Source organism: Enterobacter sp. EC_50, from assembly GCF_019584525.1.
GTDB classification, from domain to species: Bacteria; Pseudomonadota; Gammaproteobacteria; order Enterobacterales; family Enterobacteriaceae; genus Enterobacter; species Enterobacter roggenkampii.
The window spans coordinates 172,812-189,979 of the sequence record NZ_VDAF01000004.1 but is presented as its reverse complement, the minus strand read 5'-3'; the positions used below and the strand labels follow the sequence as shown (position 1 = coordinate 189,979).

Annotated in this window: 15 protein-coding genes and 1 pseudogene; 10 read left to right on the top strand and 6 right to left on the bottom strand. The window is 52.2% G+C overall.

Annotated features, from left to right (window positions below):
• The first annotated feature begins 55 nt into the window (after positions 1–55).
• Positions 56–2,098: an oligopeptidase A gene (gene prlC / locus FHC48_RS05510; protein WP_059363924.1), complete on the top strand. Its 2,043-nt coding sequence runs from the start codon at positions 56–58 to the stop codon at positions 2,096–2,098.
• Positions 2,099–2,105: 7 nt separating this feature from the next.
• Positions 2,106–2,858 (top strand): 16S rRNA (guanine(1516)-N(2))-methyltransferase RsmJ, encoded by a 753-nt coding sequence (rsmJ, locus tag FHC48_RS05505; RefSeq protein ID WP_059363923.1) that lies wholly within the window; start codon positions 2,106–2,108, stop codon positions 2,856–2,858.
• 91 nt (positions 2,859–2,949) lie between these two features.
• Here rsmJ and uspA read toward each other — a convergent pair whose 3' ends face one another.
• On the bottom strand, positions 2,950–3,387 hold the full coding sequence (gene uspA, locus FHC48_RS05500; protein ID WP_003861223.1) for a universal stress protein UspA: 438 nt from the start codon (positions 3,385–3,387) through the stop codon (positions 2,950–2,952).
• Between the two features lie 283 nt (positions 3,388–3,670).
• Between uspA and uspB the strand changes: the two genes are divergently transcribed.
• A complete protein-coding gene (gene uspB / locus FHC48_RS05495; protein WP_003861224.1) occupies positions 3,671–4,006 on the top strand; it encodes a universal stress protein UspB in 336 nt (111 codons plus the stop codon).
• A 54-nt stretch (positions 4,007–4,060) separates the two neighbouring features.
• Here uspB and pitA read toward each other — a convergent pair whose 3' ends face one another.
• Positions 4,061–5,560, bottom strand: a complete 1,500-nt coding sequence (pitA, locus tag FHC48_RS05490) for an inorganic phosphate transporter PitA (RefSeq protein ID WP_008503116.1) — start codon at positions 5,558–5,560, stop codon at positions 4,061–4,063.
• A 228-nt stretch (positions 5,561–5,788) separates the two neighbouring features.
• Between pitA and FHC48_RS05485 the strand changes: the two genes are divergently transcribed.
• The 4 genes and pseudogenes from FHC48_RS05485 (at position 5,789) to FHC48_RS05470 (ending at position 10,309) form a co-directional block, all read left to right on the top strand.
• Positions 5,789–6,991 (top strand): NAD(P)/FAD-dependent oxidoreductase, encoded by a 1,203-nt coding sequence (locus tag FHC48_RS05485; RefSeq protein ID WP_046092622.1) that lies wholly within the window; start codon positions 5,789–5,791, stop codon positions 6,989–6,991.
• Between the two features lie 142 nt (positions 6,992–7,133).
• Positions 7,134–7,559 (top strand): annotated as a pseudogene (locus FHC48_RS05480) (TnsA endonuclease N-terminal domain-containing protein); the annotation flags it as partial.
• A 33-nt stretch (positions 7,560–7,592) separates the two neighbouring features.
• Positions 7,593–8,561, top strand: a complete 969-nt coding sequence (locus tag FHC48_RS05475; RefSeq protein WP_185949882.1) for an IS5 family transposase — start codon at positions 7,593–7,595, stop codon at positions 8,559–8,561.
• Positions 8,558–10,309, top strand: coding sequence for an ATP-dependent nuclease (locus FHC48_RS05470; protein ID WP_404997226.1), 1,752 nt, complete (start codon positions 8,558–8,560; stop codon positions 10,307–10,309). Before FHC48_RS05475 ends, FHC48_RS05470 begins: the two co-directional genes overlap by 4 nt.
• 168 nt (positions 10,310–10,477) lie before the next feature.
• On the opposite strand, the gene FHC48_RS05465 is transcribed toward FHC48_RS05470, so the two are convergent.
• The 4 genes from FHC48_RS05465 to silR form a co-directional block, all read right to left on the bottom strand.
• Positions 10,478–10,828 (bottom strand): DUF305 domain-containing protein, encoded by a 351-nt coding sequence (locus tag FHC48_RS05465; RefSeq protein ID WP_000647571.1) that lies wholly within the window; start codon positions 10,826–10,828, stop codon positions 10,478–10,480.
• A gap of 147 nt (positions 10,829–10,975) precedes the next feature.
• Positions 10,976–11,407 carry a silver-binding protein SilE gene (silE, locus tag FHC48_RS05460; protein WP_000790485.1) on the bottom strand — a complete coding sequence of 144 codons (432 nt, stop codon included), beginning with the start codon at positions 11,405–11,407 and terminating at the stop codon, positions 10,976–10,978.
• 244 nt (positions 11,408–11,651) lie between these two features.
• Positions 11,652–13,133, bottom strand: a complete 1,482-nt coding sequence (silS, locus tag FHC48_RS05455) for a copper/silver sensor histidine kinase SilS (RefSeq protein ID WP_000555736.1) — start codon at positions 13,131–13,133, stop codon at positions 11,652–11,654.
• Positions 13,126–13,806, bottom strand: a complete 681-nt coding sequence (gene silR / locus FHC48_RS05450; protein ID WP_000697968.1) for a copper/silver response regulator transcription factor SilR — start codon at positions 13,804–13,806, stop codon at positions 13,126–13,128. Before silR ends, silS begins: the two co-directional genes overlap by 8 nt.
• A gap of 189 nt (positions 13,807–13,995) precedes the next feature.
• Between silR and silC the strand changes: the two genes are divergently transcribed.
• The 3 genes from silC (at position 13,996) to silB (ending at position 17,168) form a co-directional block, all read left to right on the top strand.
• Positions 13,996–15,381 carry a Cu(+)/Ag(+) efflux RND transporter outer membrane channel SilC gene (silC, locus tag FHC48_RS05445; protein WP_000475506.1) on the top strand — a complete coding sequence of 462 codons (1,386 nt, stop codon included), beginning with the start codon at positions 13,996–13,998 and terminating at the stop codon, positions 15,379–15,381.
• 27 nt (positions 15,382–15,408) lie between these two features.
• On the top strand, positions 15,409–15,762 hold the full coding sequence (gene cusF / locus FHC48_RS05440; RefSeq protein ID WP_001246155.1) for a cation efflux system protein CusF: 354 nt from the start codon (positions 15,409–15,411) through the stop codon (positions 15,760–15,762).
• A gap of 113 nt (positions 15,763–15,875) precedes the next feature.
• Positions 15,876–17,168, top strand: a complete 1,293-nt coding sequence (silB, locus tag FHC48_RS05435; protein WP_000157620.1) for a Cu(+)/Ag(+) efflux RND transporter periplasmic adaptor subunit SilB — start codon at positions 15,876–15,878, stop codon at positions 17,166–17,168.

Genomic DNA, 17,168 nt, shown 5'->3' with positions numbered 1-17,168 from the left:
ATATGCACAGCGCCGGATGCGCGCTTCATTCACCTCTTTCAACAGGACAGCGTTTATGACCAATCCATTACTGACGCCTTTTTCGTTGCCACCGTTTTCTAAAATCCTCCCCGAGCATGTGGTTCCAGCGGTTACGCAATCGCTGGACAACTGCCGCGCGGCGGTAGAAAGCGTGGTCGCGCAGGGCGGGCCGTACACCTGGGAAAATCTGTGTCAGCCGCTGGCCGAAGTGGACGACGTGCTGGGGCGTATCTTCTCCCCGGTGAGCCACCTGAACTCGGTAAAAAACAGCCCGGAGCTGCGTGAAGCCTACGAGCAAACCCTGCCGCTGCTCTCTGAGTACAGCACCTGGGTCGGCCAGCACGAAGGGCTCTACAAAGCCTACCGCGACCTGCGCGACGGCGATCACTACGCCGAGCTGAACACCGCCCAGAAAAAATCGGTCGATAACGCCCTGCGTGATTTTGAGCTGTCCGGGATTGGCCTGCCAAAAGAGAAGCAGACCCGCTACGGTGAAATCGCCGCGCGCCTGTCCGAGCTGGGCAACCAGTACAGCAACAATGTGCTCGACGCCACCATGGGCTGGACGAAGCTGATTACCGACGAAGCAGAGCTGGCGGGTATGCCGGAAAGCGCCCTGGCGGCAGCAAAAGCGCAGGCCGAAGCGAAAGAGCAGGACGGCTTCCTGTTAACCCTGGATATCCCAAGCTATCTGCCGGTGATGACCTACTGCGACAACCAGGCGCTTCGCGAAGAGATGTACCGCGCCTACAGCACCCGCGCTTCCGATCAGGGGCCGAATGCCGGTAAGTGGGACAACAGCCCGGTCATGGCGGAAATCCTCGCCCTGCGCCACGAGCTGGCGCAGCTGCTGGGCTTTGAAAACTACGCCGACAAATCTCTCGCCACCAAAATGGCGGAAAACCCGCAGCAGGTGCTCGACTTCCTGACCGATCTGGCGAAACGCGCCCGTCCGCAGGGTGAAAAAGAGCTGGCCCAGCTGCGCGCCTTCGCGAAAGCGGAGTTCGGCGTGGACGAGCTGCAGCCGTGGGACATTGCTTACTACAGCGAAAAACAGAAGCAGCACCTCTACAGCATCAGCGACGAGCAGCTGCGCCCGTACTTCCCGGAAAACAAAGCCGTTAACGGCCTGTTTGAAGTGGTGAAGCGCATCTATGGCATCACTGCCAAAGAGCGTACCGATATCGACGTCTGGCATCCGGACGTGCGCTTCTTCGAGCTGTATGACGAGAAAAACGAACTGCGCGGCAGCTTCTACCTCGATCTCTACGCGCGTGAGAACAAGCGCGGCGGGGCGTGGATGGACGACTGCGTGGGCCAGATGCGTAAAGCAGACGGTTCCCTGCAGAAGCCGGTCGCCTACCTGACCTGTAACTTCAACCGTCCGGTGAACGGCAAACCTGCGCTGTTCACCCACGATGAAGTGATCACCCTGTTCCACGAGTTCGGTCACGGCCTGCACCACATGCTGACCCGCATCGAAACCGCAGGCGTGGCCGGCATCAGCGGAGTGCCGTGGGATGCGGTCGAGCTGCCAAGCCAGTTTATGGAAAACTGGTGCTGGGAGCCGGACGCGCTGGCGTTTATCTCCGGCCACTACGAGACCGGTGAACCGCTGCCGAAAGAACTGCTGGATAAAATGCTGGCGGCGAAGAACTACCAGGCGGCGATGTTTATCCTGCGCCAGCTGGAGTTCGGCCTGTTCGACTTCCGCCTGCACGCCGAGTTCAGCCCGGAGCAGGGGGCGAAAATCCTTGAAACCCTGGCGGAGATTAAAAAGCAGGTCGCGGTGATCCCTGGGCCAACCTGGGGTCGTTTCCCGCACGCGTTCAGCCACATCTTCGCAGGCGGCTATGCGGCGGGGTACTACAGCTACCTGTGGGCCGACGTGCTGGCGGCGGATGCCTTCTCTCGTTTCGAAGAAGAGGGGATTTTCAACCGCGAAACCGGTCAGTCGTTCCTCGACAACATCCTGACCCGCGGCGGTTCCGAAGAGCCAATGGTGCTGTTCAAACGCTTCCGCGGGCGCGAGCCGCAGCTGGACGCGATGCTTGAGCATTACGGGATCAAAGGCTGATTGTTACGTGAAGATCTGCTTAGTGGATGAAACAGGCGCCGGAGACGGCGCCTTATCTGTTCTGGCCGCCCGCTGGGGGCTGGAGCACGACGAAGAGAACCTGATGGCGCTGGTGATGACACCAGAACATCTCGAATTACGTAAGCGCGACGAACCGAAGCTCGGCGGGATTTTTGTCGATTTTGTCGGCGGGGCCATGGCGCACCGGCGCAAGTTCGGCGGCGGTCGCGGCGAAGCGGTGGCGAAAGCGGTTGGGATTAAAGGAAGCTATCTGCCGGACGTGGTGGATGCCACGGCGGGGCTGGGGCGCGATGCGTTTGTGCTGGCGTCTGTCGGCTGTCATGTGCGGATGCTGGAGCGTAATCCGGTGGTGGCCGCGTTGCTGGACGATGGTCTGACGCGTGGCTACGCGGACCCGGAAATCGGGCCGTGGTTGCAGGAACGATTGCAGCTGATTCATGCCTCGAGCCTGACGGCGCTGACCGATATCACCCCGCGCCCGCAGGTCGTCTATCTCGACCCGATGTTCCCGCACAAGCAGAAAAGCGCGCTGGTGAAGAAAGAGATGCGGGTGTTTCAGTCTCTGGTGGGGCCTGATCTGGATGCGGATGGCCTGCTGGAACCGGCTCGTCAGCTGGCGACGAAGCGGGTGGTGGTGAAGCGCCCTGACTATGCGCCGCCCCTGGCGGACGTTGCCACGACCAATGCGGTGACCACCAAAGGGCACCGGTTTGATATTTATTCGGGAACACCGGAATAAAAAAGCCGGGTGGCGGCTTCGCCTTACCCGGCCTACATTTCGGGCCGCCTGTAGGCCCGGTAAGCGTTAGCGCCACCGGGCTTTTTTGCACTTACTCGTCTTCTTCGTCACGCAGCGGAACAATCAGCATATCCACGTGAACGGTATTAATCAGCTGGCGAGCGGAAGACATCAGCTTGCTCCAGAAGTCCTGGTGGTGACCGCACACCACCAGGTCCATGTCGTATTTCTTGATCGCATCTACCAGCACCTGGCCCAGGTCGCCGCTGCCGCTCAGGGTTTCGGTAATCGGGTAGCCCGCGTTGGTGGACAGTTCGCTCAGGGCGTGGTGCGTCTCTTCAGAGATGCGTTTTTGCATGTCGCCGAGATTGACGTCGATCAGACCGGTGTAAAGGTCGGAGTAATTCACATCAACGTGAATCAGGGAAACTTTCGCGTTGTAGGGACGTGCCATGGATACCGCTTTATCAACCAGCACTTTGCTCTCCGGGGAGAGGTCTACCGCGATGAGAATGTGTTTGTAAGCCATAGTGTTACTCCTTCCTTAAGTTATCGATGACTAAATGGGAAAGCCGTCGTCTGATGCTTTCATTACGGCCCAGTTAAACATATTTTTCAAGCTTTGGTGTTGATAACGATTAACCTTGTGGCAAAAAAATTAACGGATCTCCTACACTATTAAATGAGCCGTTCGGATATTAAAACGCGAACCGGATCGACTTTTGGTCATTCTTTCACTGAACTGTCTGTCAGGGCATTGGGGTGCGGTAGCTCAGAAGCCTTGCTTCGTGGGCGGACGCCGGGGAGGATGTATGATTAGCACCGTCGCATTGTTTTGGGCGTTATGCGTAGTTTGCATAGTGAATATGGCGCGCTACTTCTCATCGTTACGTGCGCTGTTAGTGGTACTTCGTGGTTGCGATCCGTTGCTTTATCAGTATGTGGACGGTGGAGGGTTCTTCACCTCGCATGGACAGCCCAGCAAACAGATGCGTCTGGTGGGATATATCTACTACCAGCGCTACCGCGATCATCACGATGAAGAATTTATCCGTCGCTGCGAGCGCCTGCGTCGTCAGTTCATTTTGACCAGTGCCCTGTGCGGGCTGGTCGTGGTCAGCATGATTGCATTGATGATTTGGCACTGAGCATAAAAAAAGCGGGTCAGTTTCCTGACCCGCTTTTTTGTCGCCTTTAACCGATTAAATCAGCTTCAGCGAAATCCAGTACAGCCCGCCAGACAGCAGGATGGACGCCGGAAGGGTGAACACCCAGGCCATCAGAATGTTGGTTACGGTTTTGCGCTGAAGGCCGCCACCGTCAACAATCATGGTACCTGCCACGGACGAGGAGAGTACGTGGGTGGTGGATACCGGCATACCGGTGTAGCTCGCCAGACCGATAGACACTGCCGCCGTCATCTGCGCGGACATACCCTGCGCATAGGTCATGCCTTTCTTACCGATCTTCTCGCCGATGGTGGTCGCCACGCGGCGCCAGCCAATCATCGTACCGATACCGAGTGCCAGCGCGACCGCCATGATGATCCAGATTGGCGCGTACTCGATGGTATTGAGCATATCGCCTTTCAGTTTCTTCAGGAGACGCTGGTCGTCAGCATTCACGTCTGGCAGCTTCGCCACTTTATCCGTCACATCAGAGATGCACAGCATAATGCGACGCAGCTGACCACGCTGCTCAACGGTCAGTTTGTCATAACTTTCGATATTGCCCAGCATGCCTTTGGCACGTTCCAGCGCGTTAATCGCGTTAGCCGGATGGCAGTGGAATTCGCCAGGTGCAGTCGTGGCACCGGCTTCCGGAGACGGGATTAACTGGTCAACGCCGGTCGCTTTTTTCAGCAGCTCAGGGTGCTGCTGGAAATAAGTTTCAACGTTGTTGACCGCATCGCGGGTACGGGTGATTTCGTAGCCGGAGGCGTTCATGTTAACCACGAAGCCTGCCGGAGCAACACCGATCAGTACCAGCATCACCAGACCAATGCCTTTCTGACCATCGTTCGCGCCGTGTGAGAAAGCCACGCCGATAGCGGAAATGATCAGGGCAATACGCGTCCAGAATGGCGGCTTTTTCTTGCCGTCTTTCTTTTCACGCTCTGCCGGCGTCAGGTGAATACGGGAGCGTTTTTTGGTATTGCTCCAGTAACGACGCAGGATGAAGATCAGCCCGCCCGCCACCACCAGACCCACGATAGGGGAGACGATGAGAGAGGCAAAGATCCCCAGTACTTTCGGGATATTTAACGCATCAACAACCGATGTACCGGTCATGAGGGCGTTGGTTAACCCGATACCGATAATCGCGCCGATGAGGGTGTGAGAACTGGATGCAGGCAGGCCGAAATACCAGGTACCGAGGTTCCAGATAATTGCAGCAAGCAGCATTGAGAACACCATAGCGAGGCCATGGCCAGAACTTACGTTAAGCAGCAGATCTGTTGGCAGCATATGCACAATGGCATACGCAACGCTCAGTCCGCCCAGGAGGACACCAAAAAAGTTAAATACCGCCGCCATAACAACCGCAAGCTGCGATCGCATTGCGCGAGTGTAGATAACCGTCGCTACTGCGTTTGCAGTGTCGTGGAAGCCGTTGATCGCTTCGTAAAACAGTACAAAAACCAGAGCAAGCAAGAGTAAAAGCCCGGTATGTAAATCCAGGCCGGCAAACAAATGTAGCATAGGACGTTACGCCATTTTGAGGACATGAACGCGGCGCATTATCCAGGACAAATGCGCAACGGGCAAAGTGAAATATAGACTTTTTTTGACATACCACCTGAATTGAGAAAAGTGCCTGAAAGGATATTCTTTAAATTTCAATGGAATGGCTTTGTAATATCTTTTTACGCTGGTGTGACCACAGAGGAAACTTTACAATCCGCGGCAGTTAACAAAGAGGGTTTTGACGTGGAAAGGTTTGATGCCGTGGTAATTGGCGCCGGTGCGGCGGGTATGTTTTGTGCGGCAATGGCCGGACAGGCGGGTCGTCGCGTGCTGCTGCTGGATAACGGTAAAAAGCCAGGCCGTAAGATCCTGATGTCCGGCGGCGGGCGCTGCAACTTTACTAACCTGTATGTTGAACCCGCGGCCTATTTGAGCCAAAACCGTCATTTTTGTAAATCTGCGCTGGCGCGTTATACCCAGTGGGACTTTATCGACCTGGTGGGTAAGCACGGTATCGCATGGCATGAGAAGACGCTGGGCCAGCTGTTCTGCGACGACTCCGCCCAGCAGATTGTCGATATGCTGGTGGCCGAGTGCGAGAAGGGCGGCGTGGTCATGCGCCTTCGCACCGAAGTGCTGGACGTTTCCCGCGATGACCAGGGCTACACGCTGCAGCTCAACGGTGAAACCGTCAGCGCCGATAATCTGGTGATTGCCAGCGGCGGCCTGTCTATGCCGGGGCTGGGCGCTTCCCCGTTCGGCTATAAAATCGCCGAGCAGTTTGGCCTGAAAGTCCTGCCTACGCGCGCCGGGCTGGTGCCGTTCACGCTGCATAAACCGCTTCTGGAACAGCTTCAGACGCTGTCTGGCGTGTCCGTTCCCGCCGTTATCACCGCCGAAGACGGCACGGTGTTTCGCGAAAACCTGCTCTTTACCCATCGCGGCCTCTCCGGCCCGGCGGTACTGCAAATCTCCAGCTACTGGCAGCCGGGAGAGTTTGTCACGGTTAACCTGCTCCCCGATTGCGATCTGGATGCCTTCCTCAACGAGCAGCGTACCGCGCACCCGAATCAGAGCCTGAAAAACACCCTCGCAATGCAGCTGCCGAAGCGTCTGGTGGAATGTTTGCAGGTGCTGGGGCAGATCCCCGACGTGTCGCTAAAGCAGCTTAACAGCCGCGAGCAGGAAACGCTGGTCGAGACGCTAACAAACTGGCGCGTGCAGCCAAACGGCACGGAAGGCTACCGCACCGCGGAAGTGACGCTGGGTGGTGTCGACACGAATGAGCTCTCTTCCCGTACCATGGAAGCGCGCAACGTGCCGGGGCTCTACTTCATCGGTGAAGTGATGGACGTCACCGGCTGGCTCGGCGGGTATAACTTCCAGTGGGCCTGGGCAAGTGCCTGGGCGTGTGCTCAGGCGCTGGCAGATGTCCGAGGACAATAAAGTTGTACACAAAGCACTAAAGTTGTAACCATTCTCAAAAAACGACGCTAATGTTGTATACTTACTGAATGTGTGGTTATAGGGTTGGAGACTATAAAATGCACATATAGGTACGTATCAATGTCGTTTTTAGGGTACGATCATGGCTAGGGGTAGGCGTCTCAAATCCTATTTGGATTATGAAAATGCGCTAGGTGACGGCATAGGAGTGGGCTATGGCCAAAGTTATCAGCCCTGGCTTAGAGCTCAGGACGTTAAATCCCGTGGAAACCGTTCGATAGTCTTTGGCCTTAAGACGTTTCGAAACCATCATCTCCTTTCTTCTGTCGAAAGTAACTTTTTCTATCTGGCTGAGTTTAATGACTCGGTGATTGATATCCGGGAACAATTCCCACTCTTTCCTCTCCGGCTTACCCAACAAATAGCAAATCATCTACATTTTCAACATCCTATGGTGAGGGGAGTAAGAGGAGTACCTGTCGAAGTTCTGAATGTTATGACAACCGATTTTTTACTGACCTTGAGAACTCCTGAAGGCGGACTTCGATACAAAGCTATAGCAGTAAAACGGCTTTGTTGAATAAATCGAACTTTTGCTGAGTTGAAGGATCAGATCACGCATCCTCCCGACAACACAGACCATTCCGTGGCAAAGCAAAAGTTCAGAATCACCAACTGGTCCACCTACAACAAAGCTCTCATCAACCGTGGCTCCCTCACTTTCTGGCTGGATGATGGGGCGATTCAGGCCTGGTATGAGTCGGCAACGCCTTCATCACGGGGAAGGCCCCAGCGCTATTCTGATCTCGCCATCACCACCGTTCTGGTGATTAAACGCGTATTCCGGCTGACCCTGCGCGCTGCGCAGGGTTTTATTGATTCCATTTTTGCCCTGATGAACGTTCCGTTGCGCTGCCCGGATTACACCAGTGTCAGTAAGCGGGCAAAGTCGGTTAATGTCAGTTTCAAAACGCCCACCCGGGGTGAAATCGCACACCTGGTAATTGATTCCACCGGGCTGAAGGTCTTCGGTGAAGGCGAGTGGAAAGTCAAAAAGCATGGCCAGGAACGCCGCCGTATCTGGCGTAAGCTGCATCTCGCCGTTGACAGTAAAACACATGAAATCATCTGCGCTGACCTGTCGCTGAACAATGTGACGGACTCAGAAGCCTTCCCGGGTCTTATCCGGCAGACTCACAGAAAAATCAGGGCAGCATCGGCAGACGGCGCTTACGACACCCGGCTCTGTCACGATGAACTGCGGCGTAAGAAAATCAGCGCGCTTATCCCACCCCGAAAAGGTGCGGGTTACTGGCCCGGTGAATATGCAGACCGTAACCGTGCAGTGGCTAATCAGCGAATGACCGGGAGTAATGCGCGGTGGAAATGGACAACAGATTACAACCGTCGCTCGATAGCGGAAACGGCGATGTACCGGGTAAAACAGCTGTTCGGGGGTTCACTGACGCTGCGTGACTACGATGGTCAGGTTGCGGAGGCTATGGCCCTGGTACGAGCGCTGAACAAAATGACGAAAGCAGGTATGCCTGAAAGCGTGCGTATTGCCTGAAAACACAACCCGCTACGGGGGAGACTTACCCGAAATCTGATTTATTCAACAAAGCCATTTTTTTTGAAACAGAAGGAATGAAGGCTGACAAGAATGACATGAACTGTTTCAGCCTAAGAGAAGGGGACGGCCGTTTTGAAATAGCCTGTGAATTTGATGACCTGCCCGATTTTATCATGATCGACGACAGGGTGCAGACCACGCTCGCCTCAGAACATCTGCTGAATGAGGACGGCAATTTTGAAATCGTCAAAACGTTTAAAGCAACGACCTCAGGAAAACCGGAGCAGACCTGCATCCGCTGCATCCACCCGGATGAGGAGCCCCTGAGAAATTTACTGGGCATGAAAATTTCTGAGCTCAAGGCGGTGGGAAAAGAAGTTGAAAAAAATGTGGCGGATAAACGCACTGCATCGTTATGGCGTCAGGCCATCAGGGAAGCCGCAGCCCCCTATACCTGTTCGGAAATTATGCTGGATGTCGATAAAGAGTTCGGAACCGACACAAAATCATTATGGGGTAAGATCCTCGATTTGCTGCCCACGTATGCGATTTTCAAAGCCGACAGGGAAAGCAGCGACGGGGATTCCGAAGCTAAAAACCCCTTACAGCAGGCCGTAAAAGACGCTCAGGCTGCGCTGCAGGACAAAATTACAGCGCTGGAAAATGAGATTCAGGACAGCGTCCTGGATGTCGCACAGAGAACGCTGGATAAATTACGTGAAATGGCCCCCGAACTCGCCAGTGAACTGACTCCACGATTTAAGGAGAAACCCAAGTGGACCTTCAATTTCACCCTGGACGGGGAAAATGGCATCCCCATCAATAAGCGCGGCAGCGGGATAAGGAGGCTTATCCTGTTGAATTTTTTTCGGGCTGAGGCTGAAAAGAATGTCGCGGGGACGCCCAGAAATGTGATTTATGCCATAGAGGAGCCTGAAACGTCACAGCATCCGAACTATCAGATGATGCTGATGAAAGCGTTACTGGCACTGGCAGGCCAGCCGCACCGTCAGATTATCGTCACCACTCATGTCCCGGCGCTGGCCGGATTAATCCCTGTCGAAGGCGTACGTTATGTTACCCGAAATGAGGCGGGTGAACCCGTAGTAAAAATGCCGGATGACGCAGTGCTGAAGGAAGCCACTGAAAGCCTGGGGGTGCTGCCAGAGACCGGTATGGAAAGGGCGCAGGGGATTGTTCTGGTAGAGGGAAAGTCGGATGTTACTTTCCTGAGGCATGCGGCCAGTTCATTAAAACAGTCAGGTGCGCTGCCAGCCTCTCTGGAGGACGTGAAAATAGTGCCAGTCCTCATAGGAGGGTGTGGTAGCGTCAAACACTGGGTTACATTGAATCTGGCCAAAGATCTGGGGCTTCCCTGGTGCGTATTTCTGGACTCCGATATTGGGGGAGACCCTGCACAGGTTCTGTCCATCCAGAAGCGTAAAAAAGAAGTAGAGGAGGCCGGTAAGGTATTTTTCGCTACGCGCAAACGTGAGATAGAAAACTATCTGTGCCCGGATCTTATCGAGGAAATTACTGGTGTAGCCGTCACGTTTACGGACACCTGTGACGCTAAAAAAATAATCGGCCGGGCTGTGGGAATGAAACCCGATAATGTACTAGATAAATTCTGGCCTCAGATGACATCAGAAAGAATCATCTCAAGATCAACCTATCATGACGGAACGCAGGAGAGAAGCGAGCTGGTTGAGATCCTGAGCGACATTGTATCCATGACGAGATAATGTATTAAATAAGCATCTCAGGTGCATATATTCCGGTCCTCAACAAAGGACCGGAGTACAGAGTAGTAAAAACCCGAAATTAATCGGGTTTGAATTATATAAAGATTAACCGACTCCCGCGCCCAGGAACGATGTAAAATCACGCTTGTCGTGACATTTCTACAATGTTTACTTTTGACTATCAAGCCATTTATTCATCTGCTCAATTTCACCTTTTTGAGCTTTAATGATGTCCTGCGCGAGCTTTCTCATTTTCGGATCTTTTCCGTATTTGAGCTCGGTCTCAGCCATTGCTATTGCCCCTTCATGGTGCGCTACCATGCCTTTCGCAAAAGCCTTGTCGGGATCGGACTCATTTACGGCAGCCATCATTTTGTCATGCATGTCTTTCATGCCAGCCATATATTCCTGTGACGAAGCCGAGGTAGACATATCAGTCATTTTCATTTCTGAATGTTCTGCTGAAATCGCTGGCAGGGATAACATTAATACTGCAAATAAAGTGTTTCTGGCTTTCATAAAAAATATCCTTTTAGCGTTGATGCCCGTTAACTGTAGCAGAATCTGATAAAAATGCCCCCTGTAGGGGGCAAAGATGTTGCCATATATCCGGTTACGGAAAAATCTATCAAGGAAATAAGGACAGCACAGATACTTCCCTCGCCGTCAGCCTGCACTGAGCATGCGACGATGCGCTTCGGCCATGGCCTGATGTGGGCCAGACTGACCGTTATTCATAAATTCATGGGCAACTGCAGCTCTTTCATGCTCATTCATTGCCGCTAATGACTTCGACGGCCCGGTAGGGGAAACGGTCTGACTTCCCATCATCCTCTGATGACTTTCCACCATTTTCTGGTGCGCATCCGCCGACCCGTTCGTCATGGTTTCATGAGCAATAATGGCCTGTTCATGCTGGTCCATACCGGCCATACGAGGTGCAGTCCCCTGGATCCCGACAGGAGCCGCAGCAGACTGCATCTGGTGAGCAGGTGCCTGTGCATTGTTGACCCGCTCATGGATATTCACGGTTTCAGTGGCCCAGGCCGAAGAAATTAAGCCAAAGCCCAGCAAGGATGCTAATACGATATTTTTCATGATAACTCTCCATTTCTTAATTAGTGATGTCCGGGGGAGTACAACCGGTGTTTTCAGTTCCATAACTGAAACAGGTTCGGAAGTGTTTATTTCTCCGGGAGGGGACTGGATATTCATTTCCTGGCGTCCACTGACGCCGGATATTGATAAAGCAATCCAGCCTTCCTGATAAGTTGCACTAATTATATCGAATGGCTTCTGTTTGCTGCATGACAGGCTAATGACATCTTTGTCATTTAAATCTTTATTCCCAGCACTGGGTGTCCGGAATCATTTTCTCCAGTCTGGGCACGGATAAGATAAAACGCGTTGAGTGTACGTCCGATTCCACCTGCACTCTTCCGTGATGTGCTTCCACGATTGACTTCACAATCGCAAGGCCGATGCCGCTGCCTTCTCCTTTTCGTTGTCTGGACGGATCCACCCGATAAAAACGGTCAAACAACCTTGATAAATGCTCTTCAGGGATTGGTTTCCCCGGATTTTCAATCACAAGGTCAAAAAAGCTCTCCTGCTCTCTTATTGAGACGGTGATTGCCTGTCCCTCCGGGGTATAACGCAGGGCATTGGATAACAGATTATTGATCGCCCTTCTGAACATTTGTGGATCTCCCTCAACCAGGCAGGGCATCCCGTTAAATTTGAGCGTGATATTGCGTTCTTCGGCCCAGGCTTCGAAAAACTCGAAGACTTTCATGACTTCCGCTCTGAGGTCAAACATGACCCTGTCAGGTATCAGCTGATTATTATCTGCCTGTGCCAGGAACAGCATATCGCTGACCATTTTGGTCATCCGGTTATACTCTTCAAGACTGGAATAGAGGACATCCTCAAGTTCCCTCTGTGTTCGATCCTGACTCAGTGCGATTTCAGTCTGCGTCACCAGATTGGTGATGGGCGTTCTGATCTCATGCGCGATATCGGCAGAGAAATTGGCCTGGCGGGTAAAGACATCCTCAATCTTTCCAATCATATGATTGAACGAGATAACCAGTTGCTCCAGCTCAATGGGAACGCGTGTCGGTTCCAGTCGCGCATCAAGATTCTCGGAGGTGATGTTTTTAATGGCATTGCTGACATTACGAAGGGGCAGGTGCCCCTGACGGACAGCGATTCGAATGATCAGAACAATCAACAGGCTTATCACGACGGCAATCGCAATCAGGTTCTTTTTCAGCGCATCGAGGTAATGGAGATGGAAATTAATGGATAGGCCAGTCAGCATGACATAGTTCTGCTGTTTGCCCTGAAATATCGCCTGACCAGAGGAGGCGATAATCCTGTATGTTTCCATCTTCATTTCGGACCCGGTATCCATCGGTCCCGCAGGATCCTCCACCGTCCAGAGAAAGACATCCCGTGCGCGGCTGTGCTCGCTAAAATCTGCTGAATTCACTGCCGGGCGTAGTGCCGCCCCCTGAGCTGAGCTAAAGAGCACTTCCCCCCTGGGATTGAGGAGCAAAAGGGCAACGTTGCGGTAGCTGGCAATTGATTCCTTTATTTTGCTTATTTTTTTATCATCCGGATCCACCGGGGACTGCAGTATACGGTTCAGTGTGGTGCTGATTTGTTGAAGATCGCTGACATCCTGCTCGGCAAAATGATTTTCAACAGAATGCAGCATAAACCAGGTGAATGCGATAAAAGCCAGTATCGTGGACAGGCTGATAAAAAAGGTCAGCCGCAGAGCGAGTGAGAAAGGGCGTCTGGAAGGTTTGCTATGCATCCGGGACCTCCAGCATGTAGCCCACGCCCCGGACTGTCTGGATCAGCTTTGTCTCGTAATCGTTGTCTATTTTAGCGCGGAGTCGCTTTACTGCGACATCGATCGCATTAGTGTCGCTGTCAAAATTCATGTCCCAGACCTGAGAGGCAATCAGGGAGCGGGGAAGAACCTCTCCCTGATGGCGAATGAAGAATTCCAGCAGGCTGAACTCTTTACTGGTGAGCACAATGCGGTTTCCGGCGCGACTGACTTTTCTGGATACGAGATCAATCGAGAGGTCAGCCACCTTAAACTGGCTTTCCGTGATCATCGTGTTTCCCCGCCTCAGAAGGGTTCTCACCCGGGCGAGCAGTTCGGCAAACGCAAAGGGTTTAACCAGATAATCGTCCGCACCCAGTTCCAGTCCTTTGACCCTATGTTCGATCGTGCCGAGGGCTGTCAGCAGTAAGACCGGCATACCCTTTCCGGCAGTGCGCAGCATGCGGATGATATCCCAGCCGTTCACATCAGGTAGCATGATATCCAGAATGACTAAATCATACTCGGCTGTCATGGCGAGATGATATCCGGTAAGACCATTATCAGCGTGATCCACTACGAACCCTGCCTCTGTAAGCCCTTTGCTGAGATATTCACCTGTTTTAATTTCGTCTTCGACGATCAATATTTTCATCTTGCTCCCCGGCTGGCTGCTAATGTCATTCTATTGCGCCCACGATCGTTATCAACGGATTACAGCAAAAATGACAACATTGTCATTATCCTGTCACCCGGCAAACAGAGAGCGTTAGGTAAAGTACCCCTATCAATACTCTGGACTTCATTTGAACCATTTACCAGGTCTGCCTGGACGAGAAGCGTTATGTTCAAATTAAAATTACTCAGCATTAGCACGATATTCATCCTGGCAGGCTGCGTGTCGCTTGCGCCTGAATATCAGCGGCCCGCAGCACCGGTACCCCAGCAGTTTTCACTGTCCCATAACAGCCTGACGCCAGCGGTAAATGGCTATCAGGATACGGGCTGGCGTAACTTTTTTGTCGATCCCCAGGTTACCCGGTTGATCGGTGAAGCTCTGACTAATAACCGTGATTTGAGAATGGCTGCCCTGAAGGTTGAAGAGGCCCGAGCCCAGTTCAACGTCACGGATGCAGATCGTTATCCCCAGCTGAATGCCTCATCCGGGATAACATACAGCGGTGGTCTGAAAGGTGACAAGCCGACCACACAGGAGTACGACGCGAGACTGGAGCTCAGCTATGAGCTCGATTTTTTCGGCAAACTTAAGAACATGAGTGATGCTGATCGCCAGAACTACTTTGCCAGCGAAGAAGCCCGTCGGGCCGTACACATCCTGCTGGTATCCAACGTTTCACAAAGCTATTTCAGCCAGCAACTGGCGTACGAACAACTTCGTATTGCGCGGGAAACGCTGAAAAATTATCAACAGTCCTATGCTTTCGTTGAGCAGCAGCTCGTGACCGGGAGTACGAACGTTCTGGCACTTGAACAGGCGCGAGGACAAATCGAAAGTACCCGCGCCGAAATAGCCAAACGAGAAGGCGATCTGGCTCAGGCAAACAATGCCCTGCAACTGGTGCTGGGAACGTACCGCGCACTTCCGTCAGAAAAAGGGATGAAAGGCGGGGAGATAGCCCCAGTAAAATTGCCACCAAATCTGTCTTCACAAATTTTGCTGCAGCGACCGGATATTATGGAAGCGGAATATCAGCTGAAAGCGGCTGATGCCAATATTGGCGCAGCGCGAGCGGCCTTTTTCCCCTCAATTACCCTGACCAGTGGTCTTTCCGCAAGCAGTACGGAGCTGTCCAGCCTGTTTACGTCAGGAAGTGGAATGTGGAATTTTATCCCTAAAATTGAAATTCCTATATTTAATGCTGGCAGGAATAAAGCCAATCTGAAGCTGGCTGAAATTCGCCAGCAACAGTCGGTGGTTAATTACGAACAAAAAATTCAGTCAGCCTTTAAGGATGTTTCCGACACGCTTGCGCTGCGCGACAGCCTTAGCCAGCAACTTGAGTCACAGCAGCGTTATCTTGATTCACTTCAGATAACTCTCCAGCGTGCCAGAGGATTGTATGCAAGTGGTGCTGTCAGTTACATCGAAGTGCTGGATGCAGAACGTTCCCTCTTCGCTACCCAGCAAACCATTCTCGATCTTACCTATTCCCGGCAGGTTAACGAAATTAATCTGTTTACCGCGCTGGGTGGCGGTTGGGTAGAGTAAATTTATTTAATTAATCAGGAAATTAAAATGCGTAATTCACTTAAAGCCGTTTTATTTGGTGCCTTCTCTGTCATGTTTTCTGCCGGTCTTCATGCTGAAACACATCAGCATGGCGATATGAATACTGCCAGTGATGCTTCGGTACAGCAAGTTATCAAGGGCACCGGTGTCGTTAAAGACATTGATATGAATACTAAGAAAATCACCATTTCGCATGAAGCAATTCCAGCGGTGGGCTGGCCTGCAATGACCATGCGCTTTACTTTTGTTAATGCAGACGATGCTATTAATGCCCTGAAAACAGGCAACCATGTCGATTTCTCGTTTATTCAGCAGGGCAATATCTCCTTACTCAAAAGCATTAACGTGACGCAGTCCTGATTGGCTGTCCGGAGCGATTACATCCTGTGCGCCTGTACATTCACATAGGTATATGTGTGAGTTAACCGTCAGGCGCATATGCCAGGTGTTTTGATTTTTTAGCGGAAAATTGTATGGCTTCTTTAAAGATAAAATATGCTGCAATAATTATCAGCAGCCTCATAGCAGGGGGGCTGATATCGGTTACTGCCTGGCAGTATGTAAACTCAGCACAAAAGACAGAAAAAACAGAACAAAAGGCACCGGAACGAAAGGTGCTTTTCTGGTATGACCCAATGAAACCGGATACCAAATTTGATAAACCCGGAAAATCGCCCTTTATGGATATGGACCTGGTGCCAAAATATGCTGATGACAGTGGCGATAAAAGCAGTGGCGGGATCCGTATCGACCCAACCCAGGTTCAGAATCTGGGATTAAAAACGCAAAAAGTCACGCGAGGAATGCTGAATTATTCTCAGACAATCCCGGCTAATGTCAGCTATAACGAGTATCAGTTTGTTATTGTGCAGGCGCGTTCTGACGGGTTTGTCGAAAAAGTCTACCCCATGACGATTGGCGATCATGTGAAGAAGGGGACGCCACTTATCGATATTACCATTCCGGACTGGGTGGAAGCACAGAGTGAATTCCTTCTGTTATCCAGCACCGGTGGTACTTCCACGCAAATTAAAGGCGTTCTGGAACGGCTTCGCCTGGCAGGTATGCCGGAAGAGGATATTCAGAGACTGCGTTCTACCCGGAGCATTCAGACCCGTTTTACCATTAAAGCACCTATTGATGGTGTCATTACTGCATTTGACCTGCGCACCGGCATGAATATTTCGAAAGATAAGGTGGTGGCTCAGATTCAGGGAATGGACCCGGTCTGGATCAGCGCTGCAGTGCCAGAATCTATCGCCTATCTGCTGAAAGATACGTCGCAGTTTGAAATTTCGGTACCGGCTTATCCGGATAAAACATTCCATGTCGAAAAATGGAATATTCTTCCCAGCGTGGATCAGACAACCCGTACGCTTCAGGTCCGTCTCCAGGTTTCTAATAAGGATGAGTTTCTCAAGCCGGGCATGAATGCCTATCTGAAACTGAATACCAGAAGCCAGGAGATGCTGCTGATACCAAGCCAGGCCGTTATCGATACCGGCAAAGAACAGCGCGTGATTACTGTTGATGATGAAGGCAAGTTTGTGCCGAAACAGATCCACGTTCTGCATGAGTCACAGCAACAGTCCGGCATCGGCTCCGGCCTGAATGAAGGCGATACCGTGGTGGTCAGTGGCCTGTTCCTCATTGACTCTGAAGCCAATATTACGGGCGCACTGGAACGTATGCGCCACCCTGAAAAAACAGAAAGCAGTATGCCAGCAATGTCTGACCAGCCTGTAAATATGCATTCAGGGCACTGA